The sequence below is a fragment of the Deltaproteobacteria bacterium genome (assembly GCA_016709225.1).
Lineage (GTDB): Bacteria > Myxococcota_A > Polyangia > Nannocystales > Nannocystaceae > Xiheibacterium > Xiheibacterium phototrophicum.
In genome coordinates this window covers 1,875,694-1,895,487 of the sequence record JADJEE010000002.1, presented here as the reverse complement: position 1 = coordinate 1,895,487, position 19,794 = coordinate 1,875,694, and the positions used below count along the sequence as shown (strand labels likewise).

General features: G+C 72.1%; 15 protein-coding genes. 8 read left to right on the top strand and 7 right to left on the bottom strand.

Going from position 1 to position 19,794, the window contains the following annotated elements; genetic code table 11:
- Nucleotides 1-54: 54 nt before the first annotated feature.
- The 4 genes from IPH07_22010 (at nucleotide 55) to IPH07_21995 (ending at nucleotide 6,089) form a co-directional block, all read left to right on the top strand.
- On the top strand, nucleotides 55-1,500 hold the full coding sequence (locus IPH07_22010) for a hypothetical protein (protein ID MBK6920090.1): 1,446 nt from the start codon (nucleotides 55-57) through the stop codon (nucleotides 1,498-1,500).
- A gap of 67 nt (nucleotides 1,501-1,567) precedes the next feature.
- Nucleotides 1,568-2,389, top strand: coding sequence for a sigma-70 family RNA polymerase sigma factor (locus tag IPH07_22005; GenBank protein MBK6920089.1), 822 nt, complete (start codon nucleotides 1,568-1,570; stop codon nucleotides 2,387-2,389).
- Entirely contained in the window at nucleotides 2,386-5,178 is a 2,793-nt protein-coding gene (locus IPH07_22000) for a serine/threonine protein kinase (protein MBK6920088.1), read from the top strand. The genes IPH07_22005 and IPH07_22000 overlap by 4 nt, the downstream gene beginning before the upstream one ends.
- Nucleotides 5,179-5,243: 65 nt before the next feature.
- Nucleotides 5,244-6,089: a hypothetical protein gene (locus tag IPH07_21995; GenBank protein ID MBK6920087.1), complete on the top strand. Its 846-nt coding sequence runs from the start codon at nucleotides 5,244-5,246 to the stop codon at nucleotides 6,087-6,089.
- Nucleotides 6,090-6,109: 20 nt separating this feature from the next.
- On the opposite strand, the gene IPH07_21990 is transcribed toward IPH07_21995, so the two are convergent.
- The 3 genes from IPH07_21990 to IPH07_21980 form a co-directional block, all read right to left on the bottom strand.
- Nucleotides 6,110-7,378, bottom strand: a complete 1,269-nt coding sequence (locus tag IPH07_21990; protein MBK6920086.1) for a sigma-70 family RNA polymerase sigma factor — start codon at nucleotides 7,376-7,378, stop codon at nucleotides 6,110-6,112.
- Nucleotides 7,379-7,414: 36 nt separating this feature from the next.
- Nucleotides 7,415-8,455, bottom strand: coding sequence for a hypothetical protein (locus IPH07_21985; GenBank protein MBK6920085.1), 1,041 nt, complete (start codon nucleotides 8,453-8,455; stop codon nucleotides 7,415-7,417).
- Nucleotides 8,456-8,545: 90 nt separating this feature from the next.
- Nucleotides 8,546-10,405 (bottom strand): PD40 domain-containing protein, encoded by a 1,860-nt coding sequence (locus IPH07_21980; GenBank protein MBK6920084.1) that lies wholly within the window; start codon nucleotides 10,403-10,405, stop codon nucleotides 8,546-8,548.
- Between the two features lie 308 nt (nucleotides 10,406-10,713).
- On the opposite strand from IPH07_21980, the gene IPH07_21975 reads away from it, so the two are divergent.
- Nucleotides 10,714-11,976, top strand: coding sequence for a hypothetical protein (locus IPH07_21975; protein MBK6920083.1), 1,263 nt, complete (start codon nucleotides 10,714-10,716; stop codon nucleotides 11,974-11,976).
- A 73-nt stretch (nucleotides 11,977-12,049) separates the two neighbouring features.
- Complete coding sequence (locus IPH07_21970; protein MBK6920082.1) at nucleotides 12,050-12,682, top strand: glutathione peroxidase; 633 nt, start codon at nucleotides 12,050-12,052, stop codon at nucleotides 12,680-12,682.
- Between the two features lie 25 nt (nucleotides 12,683-12,707).
- On the opposite strand, the gene IPH07_21965 is transcribed toward IPH07_21970, so the two are convergent.
- Nucleotides 12,708-13,529, bottom strand: coding sequence for an MBL fold metallo-hydrolase (locus IPH07_21965; protein MBK6920081.1), 822 nt, complete (start codon nucleotides 13,527-13,529; stop codon nucleotides 12,708-12,710).
- Here IPH07_21965 and IPH07_21960 point away from each other — a divergent pair.
- A complete protein-coding gene (locus IPH07_21960; protein ID MBK6920080.1) occupies nucleotides 13,524-14,207 on the top strand; it encodes a TetR/AcrR family transcriptional regulator in 684 nt (227 codons plus the stop codon). The two genes, IPH07_21965 and IPH07_21960, sit on opposite strands and share 6 nt — an antisense overlap.
- Before the next feature lie 28 nt (nucleotides 14,208-14,235).
- Here IPH07_21960 and IPH07_21955 read toward each other — a convergent pair whose 3' ends face one another.
- Complete coding sequence (locus IPH07_21955) at nucleotides 14,236-14,931, bottom strand: class I SAM-dependent methyltransferase (protein ID MBK6920079.1); 696 nt, start codon at nucleotides 14,929-14,931, stop codon at nucleotides 14,236-14,238.
- Between the two features lie 380 nt (nucleotides 14,932-15,311).
- On the opposite strand from IPH07_21955, the gene IPH07_21950 reads away from it, so the two are divergent.
- Nucleotides 15,312-15,908 (top strand): hypothetical protein, encoded by a 597-nt coding sequence (locus IPH07_21950; GenBank protein ID MBK6920078.1) that lies wholly within the window; start codon nucleotides 15,312-15,314, stop codon nucleotides 15,906-15,908.
- A 31-nt stretch (nucleotides 15,909-15,939) separates the two neighbouring features.
- Here IPH07_21950 and IPH07_21945 read toward each other — a convergent pair whose 3' ends face one another.
- Nucleotides 15,940-18,960, bottom strand: coding sequence for a serine/threonine protein kinase (locus IPH07_21945; GenBank protein MBK6920077.1), 3,021 nt, complete (start codon nucleotides 18,958-18,960; stop codon nucleotides 15,940-15,942).
- A 123-nt stretch (nucleotides 18,961-19,083) separates the two neighbouring features.
- Nucleotides 19,084-19,725, bottom strand: a complete 642-nt coding sequence (locus IPH07_21940; protein ID MBK6920076.1) for a glutathione S-transferase family protein — start codon at nucleotides 19,723-19,725, stop codon at nucleotides 19,084-19,086.
- Nucleotides 19,726-19,794: the final 69 nt, after the last annotated feature.

Below are 19,794 nucleotides of genomic sequence, written 5' to 3'. Positions count from 1 at the left end.
GTCCCTGCGTGCATGGTCCCTCGGTGCCTCGACTCCCGCGCCCGGCTCACGGTGATGGCTGCGACTTTCGCTGGCCCCTGTGGTTGTTTTCTCGACAGCCCGTTCGTGGACATCGACGACGGTGGTCCGACGGCGACCGACGACGGCGCCTCGAGCAGCGCGCCGTCCGAGGGTGACGGCTCGACCACCGGCGCGAGCACGGCGGGTTCGGCCGGCGCGTCACAGGGCAGCCAAGACGTGTCGAGCGGGGGCTCGCAAGGCGACAGCAGCAGCGCCGAGGGTTCGATGGGCTTCTGCGGTGACGGTACGATCGACGACGGCGAGGTCTGCGACGACGGCAACGACGTGACCGCCGACGGCTGCGAGATCGACTGTCGGCCCTCGTCGGGGCAGCCCTACTGGACCGTCGTCGAGCCCGGCGGAGGTTTCCGCGACAACGCCCATGTCATCATCGCGGCGCCGAACGGTGACGTGGTGGTCGGTGGCGCGCGGGGGACGTCGGACACCACCAGCAACCCATGGGTCGCGCGCTACGCCGCCGATGGCACGTTGCAGTGGGACGACGACGCCACGGCGGGTGAGGGCGCCGATCTCATCTGTGGGCTCGCATGGATCGACGACGACGTCGTCGCAGTCGGCTCGTTCGACACGGGCGCGTCCCTGCAGCACGGCCTCCTGCGGGTGTTCGACGGTGGCGGTGCGGAGACATGGTCGGATGGGTACGGCTTCGAGCCGGCGTCGATGATCCTGCTGGGGGTCGCACCGCGCAGTGCCGGCGGGTGGTTCGCGGGCGGGTCGACGAGCCTCGACACCGAAGCGAGCGCTGCGCTACTCGGCTACGAGGGCGTGTCGCCGGCGTGGCTGCTCACCACATCGACGCCCGAGAGCGGCACGCTCGAGGGACAGCTCGGGACGATTTTTGCGTTGGCGGAGGACGCAACCGGCCGCGTCATCGCGGTCGGCTCGGACGATGGTGGCACCGACAAGGGCAGCGACGCCTGGATCGCGATCATCGAGGCCGATGGCACGCTGCTGCACGAGGCCGCGTTCGGCGGCAGCGGGGACGACGACTTCGTCGACCTCGTTCTCGACGGCAGCACCGTCCACGTCGTCGGCCGACATGCCAGCGGCGCCGAGGCCTCGGACTTGTGGCTCGCGCGGCTCCAGGTCGACGACACGATCCAGCTCGGTTGGCAGGCGATGTGGTCCGACGCGAGCTTCACCGTGGGCAACGGCCTGGTCGCCGACGGCCGCACCCGCTACATCGCCGGCGCGACCAGCCAGGGTGGCGACCTCGACGGCTACGACGCACGGGTGCTGCGCTGGGACGGCGAGGCCGCGGCGCCGACGTGGGTGGTGCCCTTCGACGATGTCGCGCCCGGCACCGACTTCGCATCGGACGTCACGATTGCCGCCGACGGCACGGTGGTGGTCTGCGGCGGGGTCACACCCGTGGGCACCGGCGATCGGCAGGCGTGGATCCGCAAGCTCGCGCCATGACGACCAGCACGCAGCGCGCGGTGCCGTCCGCGTTCGATCGGCCGCATCTCGCACTACACTGGGTGCGGTGGCATCCGTCGAGGCTCGGCTCGATCAGCTGTGGAACGTGTGCGTGCGCGCGTGGCCGAGCGTCGAGCTCGATCGCCCTCGGTTCGTCGCCCACGTCGACGCACGGCTGCAGGCCGCCGAGCTCGACGCGCTCACGCCCGAGCGCGCGGCGGATCTCTACCTCGCGTGCGCGTGCTCGCTCGCGGTCGACGGTGCGGCGGCCTGCTTCCGCCAGTACTTCGAGCCGCTGCTGCGGTCGCAGCTGCGCGACAGCGACGCCAGCGGTATCGATGCCGCCGATCTGTTGCAGCTGGTGCTCGCGCACGTGCTGGTGCCCGCGGGGCACGGCCCGCCACGCATTGCCGAGTACGGCGGGCGCGGATCGCTGTCTGCGTGGCTGCGGGTGGTCGCGCGCCGCGTCGCGCAGAACGCCCGCCGCAACCGCCGCGACCTCGTGGAGTCGCTGCCGCAGCGCCTCGAAGATCGGCTGGCAGATGATCTCGACCCCGAGCTCGACTACCTCAAGGCCCACTACCGCGCCGCGTTCCGAGCTGCGCTCGCGACCGTGCTGGCGCAGCTGTCCGCCCGCGAGCGGACGCTGCTGCGCATGCAGGTGGTCGACGGCCTCTCCGCGACGGGTATCGCAACCATTTTTCGGGTGCACCGCGCGACCGCCAAGCGTTGGTTGGCCGAGGTCCGCGCGCGGGTGCTCGCCGACACACGTGCGCAGCTCATGGGCGAGCTCGGCGTCGAGCTCCACGAACTGGACAGCATCATGCGCCTGATCGACAGCCACCTCGCCGTGAGCGTCCGTCGACATCTCGGCGAGACCCAGGCATGAGCGACCTCTGCCCCAGCGCGGACGTCGTCGCTGCGTTTCTGGAGGGCGAACTCGACGAGCCTGGCGCCGCAGGGCTGCTGCAACACGTCGATGGCTGCGTCGCGTGCCGCGAGGTGCTGGCATCGTTCGGGCGTGATGCCGACGACGGCGACGAACTCACGCCGTTGGTCGAGGGCGAGCGGCTGGGTCGCTACCGCCTGCTCGAGCGCGTCGGTCGCGGCGGCATGGGCGTGGTGTGGACCGCCTACGATCCCGACCTCGACCGCCGCGTCGCACTCAAGCTCCTGCGCTGCGGCGACGACGAGCGCAACGGCGGTGCCCGCCGCCTCATCGTGCACGAGGCCAAGGCGATGGCACGCCTGGCGGATCCCCACGTGGTCGCGGTTCACGATGTCGGCATCGCCAGGGGCCGCATCTTCGTGGCGATGGAGTACGTCGATGGCTGCACGCTGGCGGCGTGGTTACGCGAGGAGCATCCCCGCACGCAGGTGCTCGAGGTTTTCCTCGATGCCGCGCGTGGGCTCGCGGCGGCCCACGCGGCGGGCATCGTGCACGGCGACTTCAAGCCCGACAACGTGCTGGTCGATCGTCGCGGACGCGTACGCGTGGCGGACTTCGGGCTCTCGCGCGCGGTGCCGGCCACGGCCCCAGACGACGTCACGTCGGGCGGCGCGACCCCGGTGCCGGGCTTCATCGGCACGCCACTGTTCATGGCGCCAGAGCAGTTCGCCGGTCTGCCCCCCGACGCGAGATCGGATCAATTCGCATTCTGCGTGGCGCTCTGGACGGCGGTGTTCGGTGCGCGGCCCTTCGTCGGCACGAGCGTGGTCGAGCTGGCGGCGAGCGTCACCGCCGGCGCACTCGTCGAGCCGCCGGCCGTGCCGCGGGTGCCGCGGGGGTTGCGTCGAGCGCTGCGCCGCGGCCTCGCGGTGGATCCCGCATGGCGCCACGCCGACATGCACGCGTTGATCGCGGCCCTGCGCGCTTCGATCTCCCGTCGCGTGACGCTGCCGTGGGTGGTCGGGCTCGCCGCCTGTGCGACGCCGGTGACGCTTTGGTGGGCGAGCACGCGGGATGACGACGCCTGCGCGTCGCCGCCGTGGCTCGAGCAGGTCTTCACGCCGCAGGATCGCGAGCGGATCGCCGCGCACGCCCACGAGGTCGCGACCGGCGACGGCGTCGCGATCGAGCGCCTGGGGGCCGCGATCGAGACGTTCCACGGCCGCTTGCGCGCCGCCCATCGTCGCAGCTGCGAGGCCGCAGCGTCGTCGCAGGACGCCGGGCACGAGCGCCGGGTCGCGTGCCTGCGCGCCGCCGCATCCGCCACCGCGCCGCTGGTCGCGGTCGCCCTGTCGGAGTCCCCGGTCGAGCACTGGCGCGCGCTCGCCGTGGTCGACTCGGCGCTCGAGGTGGTGGAGTGCGAAGACCCGCAGCGCCTGGCCGAGGCCTTGCCGTGGCCGCACGATCCGATGCTGCGCGAGGCGGCGCTGCGCAACTCGACCCTGCTGGTCGAGGCCGAGCTGTTGCTCCGACTCGCGTCGCTGCACGACGTCGAGTCGTTGACGGCGCTCGTGCTCGACGCCAGCGAGGGCCCAGCGTTCACGGCCCAACGTGCGGCGGCGCTGCGGCTGCGGGCGGTCGCGCGGGAGCGGCGGGGCGACGGCGACGGTCGCGGCTTGCTGGAGGAGGCGCTCGCGCTGGCGCTCGACGCTGGTGACGACCGCGAGGCCTTCGACAGCCTACGCGAGCTCGTCTTCAGCGAGGGGGCACGCCACGCACGCATCGCCGAGGCCGAGACCTACGCACGTGTCGCCGACGCGCTCGCCGATCGTGCCGGGCGGGGCGATCGCGGCCGTGCGATCGTGCTGCAGAACCTCGGCAGCGGGCGTACCGCAGCCGGCGACGCGCGCGGGGCCGTGAACGCGTTGCAGCGCGCCGTCGAGCTGCGAACGCAGGCCGGCGACCTCGAGTCGGCAGCCGGCGCCTCGCTGCTGCTGGCGGTCGGGCTCGCGCGCGAACAGCTCGACGAACTCGACGCCGCAGTGCCCTACTACGTGCGCGCGCAACGGGCCTGGGAGCAGTCGCTCGGCGCCGATCATCCCCACGTCGGGATGGCGCTCGAGTACCTCGGCATCGTACAGCGCAAGCTCGGGCGCCTCGACGATGCCGCCGCGAGCCTGCGCGCGTCGCTGTCGGTGCGCGAGGCTGCGTTCGGCGCTCGACACATCGACACCGCGAACTCGATGCACGCGCTCGCGACGGTGGAGATCGAGCGCGGCGATCTGTCGGCCGCCCGTCGTCACCTCGTGGCGTCGATCGAGGTCATGCGCGGCAACACCACCAGCGCGGTCGCGTTGGCGGTGGCGCTCGGCAACCTCGGTGAGGTCGAGCTCCGGGCCGGCGCACTGACGGCGGCGCAGACCGCCTTCGACGAGGCCTTGGCGGTGGCGGAGCGACAGCTCGGCGTCGATCACCCCGGGCTCGCGATCGTGCTGCTCGGCCAGGCCCTGTGTGCGTTGGAGCGCCACGAGCCGCTGCGGGCCCGCGCGTTGCTCGTGCGTGCCAGCACGGTGTCGGGGCCGCACGCCGACCCCCTACTGCGCGCCCGACTCGCCTTCGCCCAGGCGCGGGCGTGGTCGGCCGACGACCCCGGCCTCGCGAACTTGTGGGCGGCGCAGGCGCTCGCGCTGTGTCTCGCGTCGCGTACCGCGAGCGCGGCCGTCGTGGGCGACGAGGTCCGAGCGTGGCTGTCGGGTCGCCGGTCTAGCGTGCGACGATCCGGCCGCTAGCGCGCCGCGCCACCCTCGGCACTCTTGGGGTGACGGAACGTCGGCGCGGCGGTGCATTCGAGACCATGCCACTGCATCGGTATCCCGGTTCTCCCACCCTTCATTTGCTGCCGCTCGCGATCCTCGGGCTGCTGCCCGCCGTGGCCTGCATCGCGCCGAGCGCAGGGGTCGGCATGGTCGACGACGACTCGAGCGGCGGCAGCACCGACAGCGGTGGCGAGGGCAGCAGCAGCACCGGCAGCGTGAGCGTCAGCAGCACCGGTCTGCCCGACGAGGGCAGCGGCGGCTCGGATGACACCGCTGGGGATGCCTGCGTGCCGCCGAGCGGGGCTCCGCTGGCCTTCGACTTCGAGTTCGGCGGCATTGCGGGCGAGTTGGAGCCCGGGCAGTACACCTTCGGATGTCGCGTCACCGGCGGTGCCTTCGAGCTCGATTGCTTCGATGACACCACCGCGCCGCTCGGACATCTCACGCTGCAGTTCCCGGTCGCGCCGCTGGCGGTCGACGACGAGGTCACGGTCGCCATCGTGCTCGACGGCGGCTTTCAGCCTCGCCGCAGCCTCGCGCTGTGGGACCTCGATGGCGTGCTGCGGGTGGCGGGCAGCACCGCCGATGGCCTGCCGGCGTCGCCGCCATGGGGTGACGACCTCGCGGTCTCGCTCGTCGACGTCGGCTGCGTCGAGACCGTGATGGAGAACTGGACCGAGAAGCGCGTGGGCGTGCGGTTCACGTCGCCGCAGTTCGACGATGGTGAGGTCGCGACGTTCGTCGACGGCGAGCACGCGGCGTTCTCGATCGGCGACTCGGACACCTTCGACGTGCACGTGGACACCGCGCGGCAGATCATCGACAGCAACGTCGACGATGGGCCGTCGGAGCCGCTGACCTTCGGCATCGCGATCGCACCGTGACGTGGGATCGCGGTGGGCCTTCATCGGCCGCAGTCGTCGTCGAGCCGGGCGGCGAGGCGCCCGGCGATCCGCGGCAGCCGCTGCGCGTGGTCGTGGCGCCAGCTCGCGACCGCGGCTTCGGCCTCGTCGCGGCGCCCGGCCTGGCACAGCGCGTCGACCCGCAGGACCACGCGTTCGGGCGCCAACGCGCTGTCGGGGTACGCGTGGGCGTGGCGATCGATCCACGACAACGCGAGCTCGGCTTCGCCCTGCGCGATGGCCTCGTGGGCGTGCGCGAGCCAGCGTTGCTCGTCGCCCGGCGCGGGTCCGTCGGCGGTCGCGGTACCGTCGCGCACGGCCGGATCGTCGACCGCGCGTGGCCGTTGCCCCGTCGACGCGGGTCCTGCGTGCGCGCGCACGACGGTGGGCGCGGCGGTGGCCGGCACGGCTGCGAGCGGCGGCCGCGGGTCCGCTCGCGGTTCGCGTGCTTCGACGGCGTGCACCGGGTCGGACGCCGACGCCTGCGTCCGCGGCTCGGTCGACGGTGGCGCATCGACCGGCGGTTCAGGGCTCGAGCGCAGCGCGACCGCAGCGATGCCGGCGGTCGCGAGCACGCCGAGCATCACGGCCAGCTTGGCGGTCGAGAACCCCGCGCCGAGCCCCGCCGACGCGCGCAGGCTGATGGCGATCGCCGCCCATGCGCGGGCGCGCTGGGCCTCGCGCGGCGCACCGCCGGGCGCGGCGTCGCGGGTCCACTGCGGATCGCCGTGCCCGTGCTGCACGAGCCAGCGATCGAACTTGCCACGCGCGAGCCGGAGCCGTGCGTAGACCGTGTTGAGCTTCACCTCGAGGTCGGCCGCCACCGACGGTGCGCTGTCACCGTTGAGCTCGATGAGCGTGAAGACCTCACGTTGCTCGTCGGGCAGCTCGACGAGGAAGCGCTGCAGCTCCCGCCACGCTCGCGCCTGCGCCAGGTGGTCGTCGAGATCGACGGGCTCGGTGTCGACGCGCGCGAGCTCGGCGACGCGGAGGGTCCGTCGCGCCGCGCCACGACGGTGGCTGAACGCGGTGTTGCGTGCGACACCGATCAACCATCGCTCGAGCGGGAGGCGGCCGTCGTAGCTGGGGAGCCGGTGGTGCAGCGCGACGAAGACGTCGTGCACGACGTCCTCGATGGCCTCGTCGGGCACACCGGCGCTGCGCACCACCCACCAGACGCGTCGGAAGTGTCGCGCGTAGAGCTGCGCGATGCTCGGGAGCTCGCGCGACGCCGGGGTGGCGGCGGCGACCGTGGTGGTGAGTGCGCTCAAAGCCCTCTGGGATTGCACCACCGCCGCGGCGATCCGTCACCGCCTTCGACGAATGTGCCCGAGCCGCACGATCACGCCGCCCGTGACGCGGGCCGCGACCGGGGCCGAGCCGTAGACCGGCACGCGGCGGGGTGCCGCATCCACGTGGAACTGCACCCGTCGCAGCCCGACCAGCGCGTCGAGCCCCACCGCCAGCGCGACCCGGGGGTGCGGCCACCACTGCAGGCGCGTCGACAAGCCCGCGCCGAGCCATAGCGCGCTCGCACGGCCGGGGCGCACGCTGGCCCCGACGCCGCGAGCGGCGGTGGCCCCCAGCTCGACCGCGCCGCACAGCGGCACGCTCCAGGCCCGACGCGTCAGCACGTAGCAGCCGCGCAGCGCGATCTCGGTCGAGCGCACGCGGGCCGTGACGACCGCGGTGCCGCTGCGCTCGAACACGTGCGCGACTTGGGCCCCGATCGCCCCGCGACCGATCACGACCAACGCGTCGCCGAGCACTGCTCCGCTGGCGCGCGGGGTCCAGCCCAGCGCGATGCCACCGAGGGCGCCGAGCTCGAGGTGCGCCCGTGGTCGCGCTCGCATGTCGGCGATCGATCGCGGTGGCGAGGCCGCGACGTTCGATCCGTCGGCGACCGGCGGTGCCGCCGGCGCAGGGCCCTCGGCTCGCGGCGGACTCGGCACCTCGGCGTGCGCGGCCTCGAGCTGTTCCGCCACCCGGCGGGGATCGACCGAAGTCGCCACCACCAGCGCGGCGGCATCCGCCAGCGCGTCGCACTCGGCCGCGAACAGCTCGCGTTGCTCGACACCATGCTCGCCGTCGATGCTGAGCTCGAGCCGCCACTGCGCGTCGGCGGCCGTGACGTCACCGCGCACCCGCAGCTCACCGGTCGGGTCGAGATCGATCCGTCGCGCGAGCAGCGACGCGATCACCTGTCGCACTCGATCGGCGCCCGCGCAGCTCGGCGCCGTGTTCCACTCGAGATCGATCGCCAGCGGCCGCTGCAGCGGCGGCTCGACGCCCGGGCTTGCGCCGGAGCATCCGACCCAGGCCGCGACCAAGAGGATTGCGAGCGACAAGGCTGCACCTGCTCATAGCAGGCCCGGTCGTCACGCCACAAGCCGCAGCCCCCAAGCCCGTGCCCGCGAGCAGCCTCGACTCGCCCGCGATCAGCCCTCGACGTCGGGCGGGTCGAGCGTCCATGCACCGCGCATGTTGTGATTGTTCAGCTCCTGGCCCGGCAGCCAGATCGCAGGATGGCTGGGATCCTGGCCGGCCTGCGGGTTCGCGTCGATGGCCGTCAGCCACAGCTGCTTGCGACGGGTCGCGCCGTTGGTGTCGGTGAGCGTGTTGCCGTAGGTGCGCTCCGAGACGAACACCAGCCAGAAATAGCCGCCGCGCTCCTCGGGCATGAACGTCGGCTCGTAGCAGGCGCTGCTCTGATCGGCGCTGAGCGAGTCGACGCCGCACGCACGGCCCAGCTGGAGCTTGGTCGCGCCGGTCTCGTCGGTGATCCACAGCTCGCCCTGCGCACCGCGGGTGCGGGCTTGGGTCGCCGCACCGTAGGCGATCCACAACGAGTCGGGACTCCACGACGGGTAGACGATGGTCGGTCGCGAGGCATCGGCGGCGACGATCTGCTTGGTGTCGCTGAAGCCGGGCAGCAGCACGTCGACGCCGGTGACCCACAGCGAGGCGGCGGTGAAGTCGAGCCAGTTGCCGTTGGTGCGCACGGCAAAGGCGATCTTGTCGCCGTCGGGCGACCACGTGGGATGCACGGGTGAGCCGGTGCCGGGCATCAGCTGCGCCATCGCGGTCAGCTGGTCGAACGGCGACAGCGTGAGGTATGAGGTCGCGCCGGTGTCGTCGGCGGGATTCGACTGGCCCCACAGCACGTGCTCGCCGGTCGGCGAGATCGCCTGCAGGCCGGAGGCCGAGTCGGTCGCGTACAGCGAGCTGCCGGTGCCGGTGTCGAAGGTGCCCCACGGGCTGTAGCCGCCGTGGAACGAGGCCACCAGCGTGGCGCCATCGGCCGACACCGAGTGGCATGCGACGCAGGTGACACCCGCCGGCTTTTGCAGGAACTGCTCGGGCGCCGCGTCGCCGACCTTGAGACGCACGACGTTGCCGTTGTTGACCTCCCAATAGTAGATCGTGCCCAGCAGATCGGCGGTCGAGATGGTCCACTTGCGATCGACCGGGAGATACGCGGTGGTGCCGTCGAAGCGCTGCACCGAGGCGGTCGCGTCGCCAATCACCGAGGCCGTCAGCTTGCCCCAGACGTCATGGGGCGCGGTCGGGAAGGTGAACTGCGACGGCGGCGAGGTGCCGTACCAGTCGTACTCGAAGGTCGGCGCCTCGACGTGCACATGGTAGACATCGGTCGCGTTCGCACCCGACCACTGCACCACCGGCGCGGTGAGCCCGTGCGGGAACACCGTCTGGTCGTAGGGATACAGCACCGAGAGCGTGGGGTCGGGCGTCACGGCGCCGTCGAACATCTGCTTCACCGAGTCGTCGACGCCCTCGGGATCGTCGACGAGGTGGAGCTTCACCGTCAGGCTGGTGGAGCCCGTGCCGAACTCGCCCGAGAAGTCGATCTGCGCGACGCCACCTTCGATGCCCGACGGCAGGAACTCGCCGTTGGAGCTGTCGAGGCTGCCGATGTCGAGGTTGTCGATCGACCACAGGCCGGTGATGTCGGCCTCGCTGCCGTCGGAGCGCACGCCGATCGCGGTGAACTGCGTCGGCGTCGCCGGCTCGCCGCCGATGATCTCCACCACCGCGTCGGCGGGCTCGATGCGGACCTCGACGAACTCGCCCTGCTGACCGCCGGTCGAGTCCTCGGCGTCGCCCGAGCCGGCGCCGCTGCTGCCACCACCGGTCGGCTCGGTCTGCGCCGTGCCGCCCACGGTGAGCAGGCCGTCGGCTCCGTCACCGCCGGGTCGATCGCCCCCGTCGCTGCCGCAGGCGACGGACGCGGCGATCCACAGGCAGAGGCTCGAAGGGAGGGCAACGGCGCGAGGCATCGCGACGTTGGACAACGCTTTGGCGGCCCTTTCCGGGCCGTGCGGCCGATCTGCACGGCCGCGGAGGATCCCCGCAGCCCGCACACGCCCCTCGCGGCGCGGATCCCCGGGGACGCGGGGGGCATCCTCGCGTGTCCGCTTTGGTCGAGCTCCGATCGCGCGTGATGCGGCCGCAGTGCGCGGGGCTGCGCGCGATCGCGGGCGCGCTCGCTGGCCGCATGTCGCCGACGTGCCGCGGGTCACGCCGCGCGCAGAGCTCGACGCCTTTCGGCTTGGTGACGGGCCGCCGCGCAGTCCACGATGCTTCAATGATCTGCCGCCAGATCCGTTGGTCACGTCATGCCGCGTCGAGGCTCGGGTGCATCGGTGGCGCGCTGTTGCAGGCGTGCACGACGGCGTCACCCGACGCGGGCTCGACCGGCGCTGCGGCGGACTCGGGCGATGGGCCGAGCTCGACGAGCGCCGTCGACGGCGGCACCACGACGGCGGGCGCGGACAGCTCCGGTACGGCGGGCTCGAGCAGTGGTGGTGGTGCGGCCCCGTGCCACTTCCCGACCTTCGAGCGCGCCTCGACGTGGCTTCGCACCACCGACGAGGGCAACTGCGACGCGGCCGCGGCGGCGCGCTTCGGCGGTGACTGCGAGAACTTCCACTGGCTGGGCCTCATGGGCGACCCGTTCGTGCTGCACGACGAACGCGGCTATCGCATGTGGTACTCGGCCGGGCGTCGCGTCGGCGACAGCAATTGGACGGTTGGCATCGCCGCGGCGACGAGTGCCGACGGCATGCTCTGGAATGACCCGAAGGACCTCACGCAAGACGTCGTGCCGGTGATCGAAGGCGGCACCGTCGGACTCGACGAGTTCGGCACCGAGACCAACGCAGTCGTGCGCGCGCCCGACGGCAGCTATCGCATGTACTACACCGGCGATCGCGGCGACACGCCCTCGTCGTTGCACGTCATCGGCATGGCGAGCTCCGACGACGGCGTCGCTTGGACCAAGCGCGAAACCCCGGTGCTGACGGCCACGCTGCCATGGGAGCAGGCCTTCGACGCCGGCGGCTTCGAGGTCGGCGGCGTGCTCGAGCCCAGCGTGATCATCGAGGATGGCGTGTGGCGGCTGTGGTACCAGGCCTTCGGCCACGAGGCCGACGAGATCGCGTTCGCGCGCTTCGGCTACGCCGAGTCGAGCGACGGCATCACCTGGGAAAAGCACCCGGAGCCGATCTTCCGTGGTGAAGGGGCGATGTTCGATGCCGTCGGTGTCGGGCACACCAACGTGGTCGCCGACCCCGCCGGTGGCTATCACCTCTTCTACGTCGGCATCGGTCTCGACGAGTTCCTGCGCATGGGCCACGCGTGGAGCGAGGACGGCCTCGACTGGCAGCCCAACCCGAACAACCCCATCATCGTCGGCGCGGCCGGCGAGTGGGACGAAGGGTTGGTCGGCGGACCCTCCGCGGTGTTCGTCGACGGCGTGCTGCGGCTCTACTACATGGGCACGCCCGCGCCGGACTTCTCGCAGACGGTGCACTTCGCGATGAGCGAGGGCCGCTGCGTCGGCGACTGACGGCGGCGCAGCCACGTCCGCTTCGACGACGCGCTTGGCAAGGCCGCCCCCATCCCTCGATACTGCGGCAGCCATGGCTCGCATCCAGCTCCACGCTCCGTTCCTGGTCGCCCTCGCGTGCACGGCGTGCAGCGGCAAAGATGCGCCCGCGTCCGGCCAGGGCGCCGCGGCGACCCCTGCCGCCGCACCGGCGAAGTCGCCGTTCCAGCCCAACGACACCGTCCTCGATCAGCAGGTCTCGACGCTCGACGGCAAGAGCGTCGAGCTGAAGAGCTATCGCGGCAAGGCATTGCTGGTCGTGAACACCGCCTCGCAGTGCGGCTTCACGCCGCAGTACGCCGGCCTGCAGAAGCTCTACGGCAGCTACCGCGGCAAGGGCCTCGAGGTGTTGGCGTTCCCCTCGGACGACTTCGGCCACCAGGAGCAGGGCGACGCCGAGGAGATCCGCAAGTTCGTCGACGACAAGTTCCAGGTCGAGTTCACGATGTTCGACAAGGTCCACGCGACCGGTCCCGAGATCTCGCCGCTGTACAAGACCTTGAGCGAACAGACCGGCGAGGGCATCCGCGGCGAGGTGAAGTGGAACTTCACCAAGTTCGTGGTCGATCCCGAGGGCCGCGTGGTCGCGCGCTTCGAGCCCGACGTCGAGCCCGACGATCCGCGGGTGATCGCGGCGATCGAGGCCGCGCTGCCCAAGGGCTCGTGATCGTGTTGCTGCGCGGCGCGGTCGGTCAGCGCGGATCGCTGGCGGCGAGCTGCTCGACGCTCGTGCGATCGACGGGCCCGAAGTGGCCGGTGAAGAAGCGCTGGGCCTGCGGCGCCACGTCCTCGAGCAGTTCGCGGATGCTCGCGCGATTCGCCGCGAGATCGCACATGTAGAAGTGCGTGCGCGCGCGGTGGCCGAGGATGCCGCCGCGGAACGCGTCGCCGACCAGGACGGCGTCGCCGAGGTCGACCACCAGCGAGCCGGCGGTGTGGCCCGGCATCGGCACGAGTGTGCCGGGGATGCCCACGAGCGCGTCGAGCGGGCGGCGCTGCGCCACGGCAACATCGGTGCGCACCGGGCTGAACTGCGCGGATTGATGCCGCTGCAGCTGCCGCCGCCCGGTCGCGTCGGTGGGACACAGGTGATCGTTGCGGCCGCGCTCGAGCATGCCGACATCCGCGGCACCGACGATCACCTGTGTGCCGTACTCGCGCTGGAACCATCCTGCACCGCCGGCGTGATCGGCGTGCCCATGGGTGACGATGATCCCCCGCAGACGCGCAGGGTCGATCGCCAGGCGTCGCAGCTCGCGGGCCAGCGCGGGCGCGTCCGACTCGAGCCCGGCGTCGACCAGGAAGGCACTCTCGCCGCGAACCACGACGTGGACGTTGTTGTAGGTTCGCCGCAGGGTGTGGACGACGGTGCCGTCGCCCAGCTCGACCCGGGAATGGGCGCTCGCGCAGGCCCCCAGCAGGGGCGGGGCGAGCAGCAGGGATGCCATGGCGAGTCGCATTCGTCGGCGCACACCCTGGGGTTTACTCCGAAAGTTAACGATGTCAACATGCAAGTGTTGACGGACAAGGCTCCCTACCACCACGGTGATCTGCGGCGGGCAGTGCTCGACGCCTCACTCGAGCTCGTCGCGCGTGCGGGCCCCGACGGCTTCAGCCTCCGCGAAGCGGCCCGGAAGGTCGGGGTGTCTGCGACCGCGTGCTATCGTCACTTCGCGGACAAGTCGGCGGTGCTGCGCGAACTCGCTGCGGAGGGCTTCGCCGAGCTCGCGCGCGCGATGCTGGACGCCCGCGATCGTGCGGTGCACGGCCGCCGCGGAGTCGCGCGCGCGCGGGCCCACCTGCTCGCAGTGGGCCGCGCGTACGTCGAGTTCGGCCTGTCGCAGCCGGCTCGCTTCACGCTGATGTTCCAGTGCCCCGAGGCCCGCGGCCGCCCAGCGGCGAGGCCCGACGCCGATCCCTACGTGCTGCTCGGGCGAGCGCTCGACGAGCTCGCCGAGGTCGGCGCGGTCACGCCGCTGCGACGCCGCGGTGCCGAGACCAAGGCGTGGTCCATCGTCCACGGGCTCACCACGTTGCTGCAGGGGGGCGGCATCTCCTGCAAGGACGCACGCGAGCGCGAGGTCTTGATCGACACGACACTCGCGTTCGTCGTCGACGGGCTGTGCGGAACCAAGCGCCCGGGCCTCGCAGCCCGGGCCTCCCGACGTCGCGCCCGATCGCGACGTGCATGATCGCTCCGCGGTGCCCCCCGGCCCGCGATCACACGCCTCGGGCGCCGAACCAGCCCGTGATCAGGAACGACTGCAGGAACCGCACCGGCACCGCGATGCCGGCCTCGCGCAGCAACGCCTCGATCGCGGCATGCGGCAGGATCGCCAGCATGCTGCGCATGCGCGCCGGCAGATCGACCAGCGACTCCGGGGGCGCGCCCATGCGGCGCTGCAGCTGCGCCCACGCCTCGAGCATCGCCGGGAGCTCGGGTGCATCGAGGTCACAGCTGACCTCCACGTTCACCACGGTGCCGCCCGGGCGCGCCCGCTGCACGAGCGCGGCGTAGTAGTCGCCACGCTCGCTCGTCGGTACGAAGTGCCCGACGAGCATGCTGAGCACCGCGTCGAACCGCGGAGCGTCTGGCATCTCGTGCACGTAGCCGTGCCGCAACTCGCAGCGATCCTGCACGCCCGCCGCGGCGAGGCGATCCCGACAAACCTCGAGCATCGCGGCCGAGGGATCCACACCGACGAAACGCCAGCCCGGAAACGCCGCCGCAAGCGACAGCACTTCGGCGCCGGTGCCGACGCCGACACAGAGGATCTCCGCGTCGCTCGGCAGCGCGTCGAGCAGCAGTGCGACGAGGAAGTGCATGTGCTCGCCGATCGGCGCCAGCGCCCGGTTGCGTTCGTCGTACTGCTGCGCGACCGCGGGAGTGAAGTGATCGTGGGGTGGTGTCGACATGCGCGTGGAGGTCCCGCCCGAGCGCGAGCTCGTGGCAGGGCGAATCATCGCCGACCGGCGCCGCCCCGCGCAGTGCCCAGGACATGGTTTCTCCTGCCGGATCACCCGATCGTTCGCGGGTCGCTCGACCAGGAAGCGCCGCAACGGTGTGCGGGACTCGAGCGGTCCGGGGCACGCCCGCGGCCGACGGCCGACGATTGCGTGAAGGATCGCGCATCGCATGGCGTCGTGCCTTCGCGATGACGGGCTTCGCGATTGGGGTCGGGGACCCGCCGATAGGGCATGACGAGGGCTCGGGCACCTGGCGCAGCGCGCAGCCGACCGCGCAGGTGCGAACTCAGTATGCCGCCATCCGCAGTGCGCTCGGGGGCAATGTCTGGATGCGCGCTGCCCCGGGCGTGGGGCCGCTCATGTCGTCGAGCCGCGCGGCGATCATCGCCGTGGTCGGCGACGACGCCGTTGCGCACATGGATCAGTACTTCGAGAACGACGGCGCCGACTACCAGCTCGACCTCGAGGGCATGATCCACGAGGTTCCCAGCGCCAAGGCCAACTACGAGCGCGAGCTGGCCGACGCGCTACAGTTCGCGGCCAGGCTCGAGCCCGGCACGTACGATCTCCGCTCGACCCGCGCCAGCGGTGGCTACAACACGCGCGACGAGACCACGAACTGGTACTTCGCCGTCGGCGGCTACAGCTACTGGGGGCAGGGCCGCGTCACGATCGTGGCCGATCCGCAGGGACGCCGGCGTTACGACCTCGCGTGGGAGTTCCGCTGCTACGACCGCTACAACTGGGACAACGGCAAGCAGGTCACGCTGCCGGTGGTGAACATCGTGATCACCGATCACTTCATGGGTGAGTTCCACCGCTGCGGCCTCGCGCGGGAGTACGACCTCAAAGGCTCCGTGCGCCGGCAGATCCGCTGGGAGGGCGCGCCGCCGGCCGCGAGCGTGGCGCTCGGCGGCGGGCGGTAGCGCGGCAACGAGGGGGTGCATGCATTCGCCGTCAGGGCGACTGCGGGCGTGGCGGCAAGCGCAGCAGCTGTGCGAGTCGAGCGATGCGCTCCTTCCACTTGGCGTCGTCGGGGCGGACGGACCTGAGCAGGAGCCGGTAGGCCGCGCGGGCCTCGACGAGCTTGCCGCGACCCAGCTCCGCGCGCACCTGCCACTCGAGGATCATGGGGCTGGGCGGCATGACGGCATCGTTGAGCCGTGCGGCGCGTTCGAGCAAGGCCAGGCCCGCTTCGTGTCGACCAGCCTCGGCTTCGCAGTGCCCGTTGGCCGCGATCAAACCCGCGATGCCGGGGTTGTCCTCGCCGACTTCCGCGCCGAGCGTCGTGAGTGAGGTCGCGAGTGGCTCGCGGGCTGCGTCGCAGCGCTCCAGCAGCGCGAGCGCGACCGCGACCGTGCTACCTGCAATCTTGCGATCGAGCCCGAGCGGCGCGATCGCGGCGAGTCGTTCCTCGGCGTCGCGTGCCATCGACAGCGCGCGCTCGGGATCCGCATCCATCACGAGCTCCGCCGCGGTGGCGAGCTGACGCGCATACAAGGCACTGCGCTCGCCCGCGACCGCGCGCGCCAGCTCCACCGCCTCCTGCTGCAGTTCACGTGCGCGTACCAGGTTGCCGGTCATCGCGAGATCGGCCGCGAGGTTGGCGGTCACCAGCACGCGGCTCTCGTTGGTCGGCTCACCGGGTGCACTCACGACGTCGTACGCCCGCTGCTGCATCTCGAGCGCCTCGCTCAGGCGTCCGGTGTTGACGAGCACGGTCGCGAGGTTGACCCGCGGGTCGATGAGGCGCCGTGAGTCGGGCCCCAGAACCTCTTCGCCAAGCGCGAGGATGCGGCGCAGGAGGGTCTCGGCCTCGGCGAAGCGGCCTTCCTCGAGGTCGAGGCCCGCGATGAGATTCAGTGCATTGATGGCGAACGGATGCCGTTCGCCGAGCGCGGCGACGTAGGCGGCGTGGGCGTCGGTGGCGGTGCTACGCGCCAGCTCTCGCATGCCGATGCGGCGGTAGGTCTCTGCGAGCACGGCCAACAATGCGGCGCGTGTGGACGAGCTGCGCTCGCCCTGTGCGAGCGCGAGCGCGAGCCCGAGGTCGACGAGCGCCTCGGCGTGGCGATCGGCGGTTCGCCGCGCCAGCGCGCGCTGACCGAGGAACTCGCGCAACACGTCGGTGGGCCAGTGCGCCCGCTCCAACCACGCCCAGCCCAGCGCGGCCCACTGCTCACCGAGGCCGCGCGAGCCGTTGCGGTAAGCGTCGACGAACAGGCCTTGCGCCGCAATTTCGGCCGCGAGCGCGTCGGCACCGGCGAGCACGGCATGGCTTGCCGCCTCGCGCAGCGACGCGCTCGCGTCGGTCTCGGCACCATTGCTGGCCATGGCGACGCCCTGCTCGAGCAGCAGCTCCGCGAGCAGCCCCGGTCGCGCGAGCGCACGTGCCGAGACGACGCCCTCGCTCGCCATCTTCGCGGCCTCGTCGAAGCGGCCGACCAGGCGCAGCGATCGCGCCTGGGCGAGCCGGTCGAGCACCGGTGCGACCTCTGGCCCGCGATCATCCAAGGCGATCGCGTCGGCGTCCTGCTCGCAGCGCGTCACCGGCGTGAGCCCCTCGGCGGCGGACACCGCACGATCGACGATCTCCGGCGTGCCGCGCTCGAGCACCTCGATCAACGCGCCCAGCTCGCGTCCACGCTGTGCGAGGCAGGTGCGGCGGGCCTCGAGCTCGACGCGCGCGAGCGTGCCGGCGACATGGGTGGCCTCGCACGCTCGAGCGAGCACCGTCGCGGCGTCGTCGCGATGCTCCGCGAACGCGGCGTCGACGCGGAGGTAGGTCGCCTCGGCGTGTGCGCGACCGCTGCGGATCAGCGCGTCGTGCAGCGGTGCCGCGAGCTCGGGGCTCCACCAGGTCGACACCGCGGGGCTCGCGAGGCACTCCGGTAGGGGGTCGTCGCGTCGCGTGGTCGACCACATCGCGGTCGCGCCGATCCCCACCGCCACGACTGCCGCCAGCGCGCGCCGCCGCGTGGCCGCCGGATCGCGCGCAAGCGCGTCGAGCAGCGCGGGCATGTCGGGGAAGCGTGCGGCGGGGTCGACCGACAACCCGCGCCGCAGCACCCGTCGCACGTGCAACGGCACGTCGGCGCCCTCGGGCTCGTGCACGCGGCCGACGGTGATGGCAGCTGCGAGCGCCGGCAGATCGTCGCCCTCGAAGGGGCGACGCCCGAACAGCGCCTCGAACAGCGAGACACAGAACGCGAACTGATCGGCGCGCGCGTCGACGTCGGCGCGGCGGTACTGTTCCGGGGCCATGTACGCCGGCGAGCCCACCAGTCCACCGGCGCGTGCGGGCGGCGTCGCATGCGGTGATCCGCCGGTGGTGGTCTCGGCGGTGGCGTCGTCGACGGCCTCGTCGGCGTCGCGCGCGAGGCCGAAGTCGGCCACCTTCACGCGTCCGTGCGCGTGGCCATCCGCGTCGCGGGGCACGAGCACGTTGTCGGGCTTGAAGTCGCGGTGCACGAGCCCCTGGGCGTGCGCGGCCGCCAGTCCGCGGCCGGCCTCGAGGTAGAGCGCGACGACCTCCCGCCAGCTGCGCGGCGACGCGGTGACCCACTGCCGTGCGGTCGTGCCGTCGATGAATTCCATCGCGACGAACACGTGCCCGCGCCAGGTGCCGACGCCGTGCACGACCAGCACGTTCTCGTGCTGGATCCGCGCCACCGCCCGGGCCTCGGCCAGCTGTCGTGCGGCCGCGCCCTCGCTGCGGAGCCGATGCAGCTTGATCGCGACCTTGCGCGCGAGCGTCGGGTGGTGGGCGAGATAGACCAGGCCCATCGCGCCCTGGCCCAGCGCCCGCTCGATGACGTACTCACCCCCGAGCACGTCGCCGGCGGCCGGGCCCAGCGAGATCGCCGGCGCGCGGGCCAGCGCGGTCAACCACGACTCCCGCGAGGACACGGCCACGTCGCCGGGCGCATCGTCGGCCTCGGCGGTCCGCGAGTCCGCATGTCGCTCGTCCGTGCTCATCCGGGGGGGCGGTGGAGCATAACACCCAACGCGGGCGGAGCATGGTGCCCGCGGTCGCTCGTCGAGCCGGGGAGAGTGGCGCGTCGACATCGACGCGCTGCTTCGATCGCGGACGAGGCCGATCTACTGCGGCGCGACCGGGCCGAAGTGCCGTGCGAGCGCATCGGCCACCCGAGCGCGCGAGCGTGTTGCGGTCGCGAGCCGATCCACCCGCGGTAGGTGCTCGCGACGCCACGCGTCGGTCATGTCCCAGCGGCTCAGCACGGTGATGTAGAGGTCGACGGCCGAGAACCCCTCGGACGAGAACCACGGCGCACCGGCGATCGCAGCCTCGATGCTCGCCCAGCGCTCGAGCCATAGCGCCTTGCTTCGCTCGCCCAGCGCCGCGGCGTCGGTGCCGACGGGGGCGAAGCGCTCGGGGTGATCGACGAGCTCCATCACCGGGTAGAGATCGGTCGCGAGCACCAACAGCCATCGTAGCGCCTGGGCTCGCGTCGGCGTGCCGGGTGCGGGCAGCAGGCCACCGATGCGGTGGCGCTCGTCGAGCGTGACGAGGATCGCGACGGTCTCCGTCAGCACCTCGGTGCCGTCGATGACGAGCGTCGGCAGCTTGCGCACGGGGTTCAGCCGCGCGTACGCGTCACCGCGGTGCTCGCCGCCTCGGGCATCGAGGTCGCGCAGCTCCACGGGTAGGCGGAGCTCGGCGCACGCCGCTTCGATGATGCTGGATCCCGAGCCACGCGCACCATGAAGCACGTACGTCATGATGGCCACGGTAGCAGCAACGGCCGCAGCGCGTGGCGGCGGTGGGCAAGCGAGTTGCCGGGTGTCGCG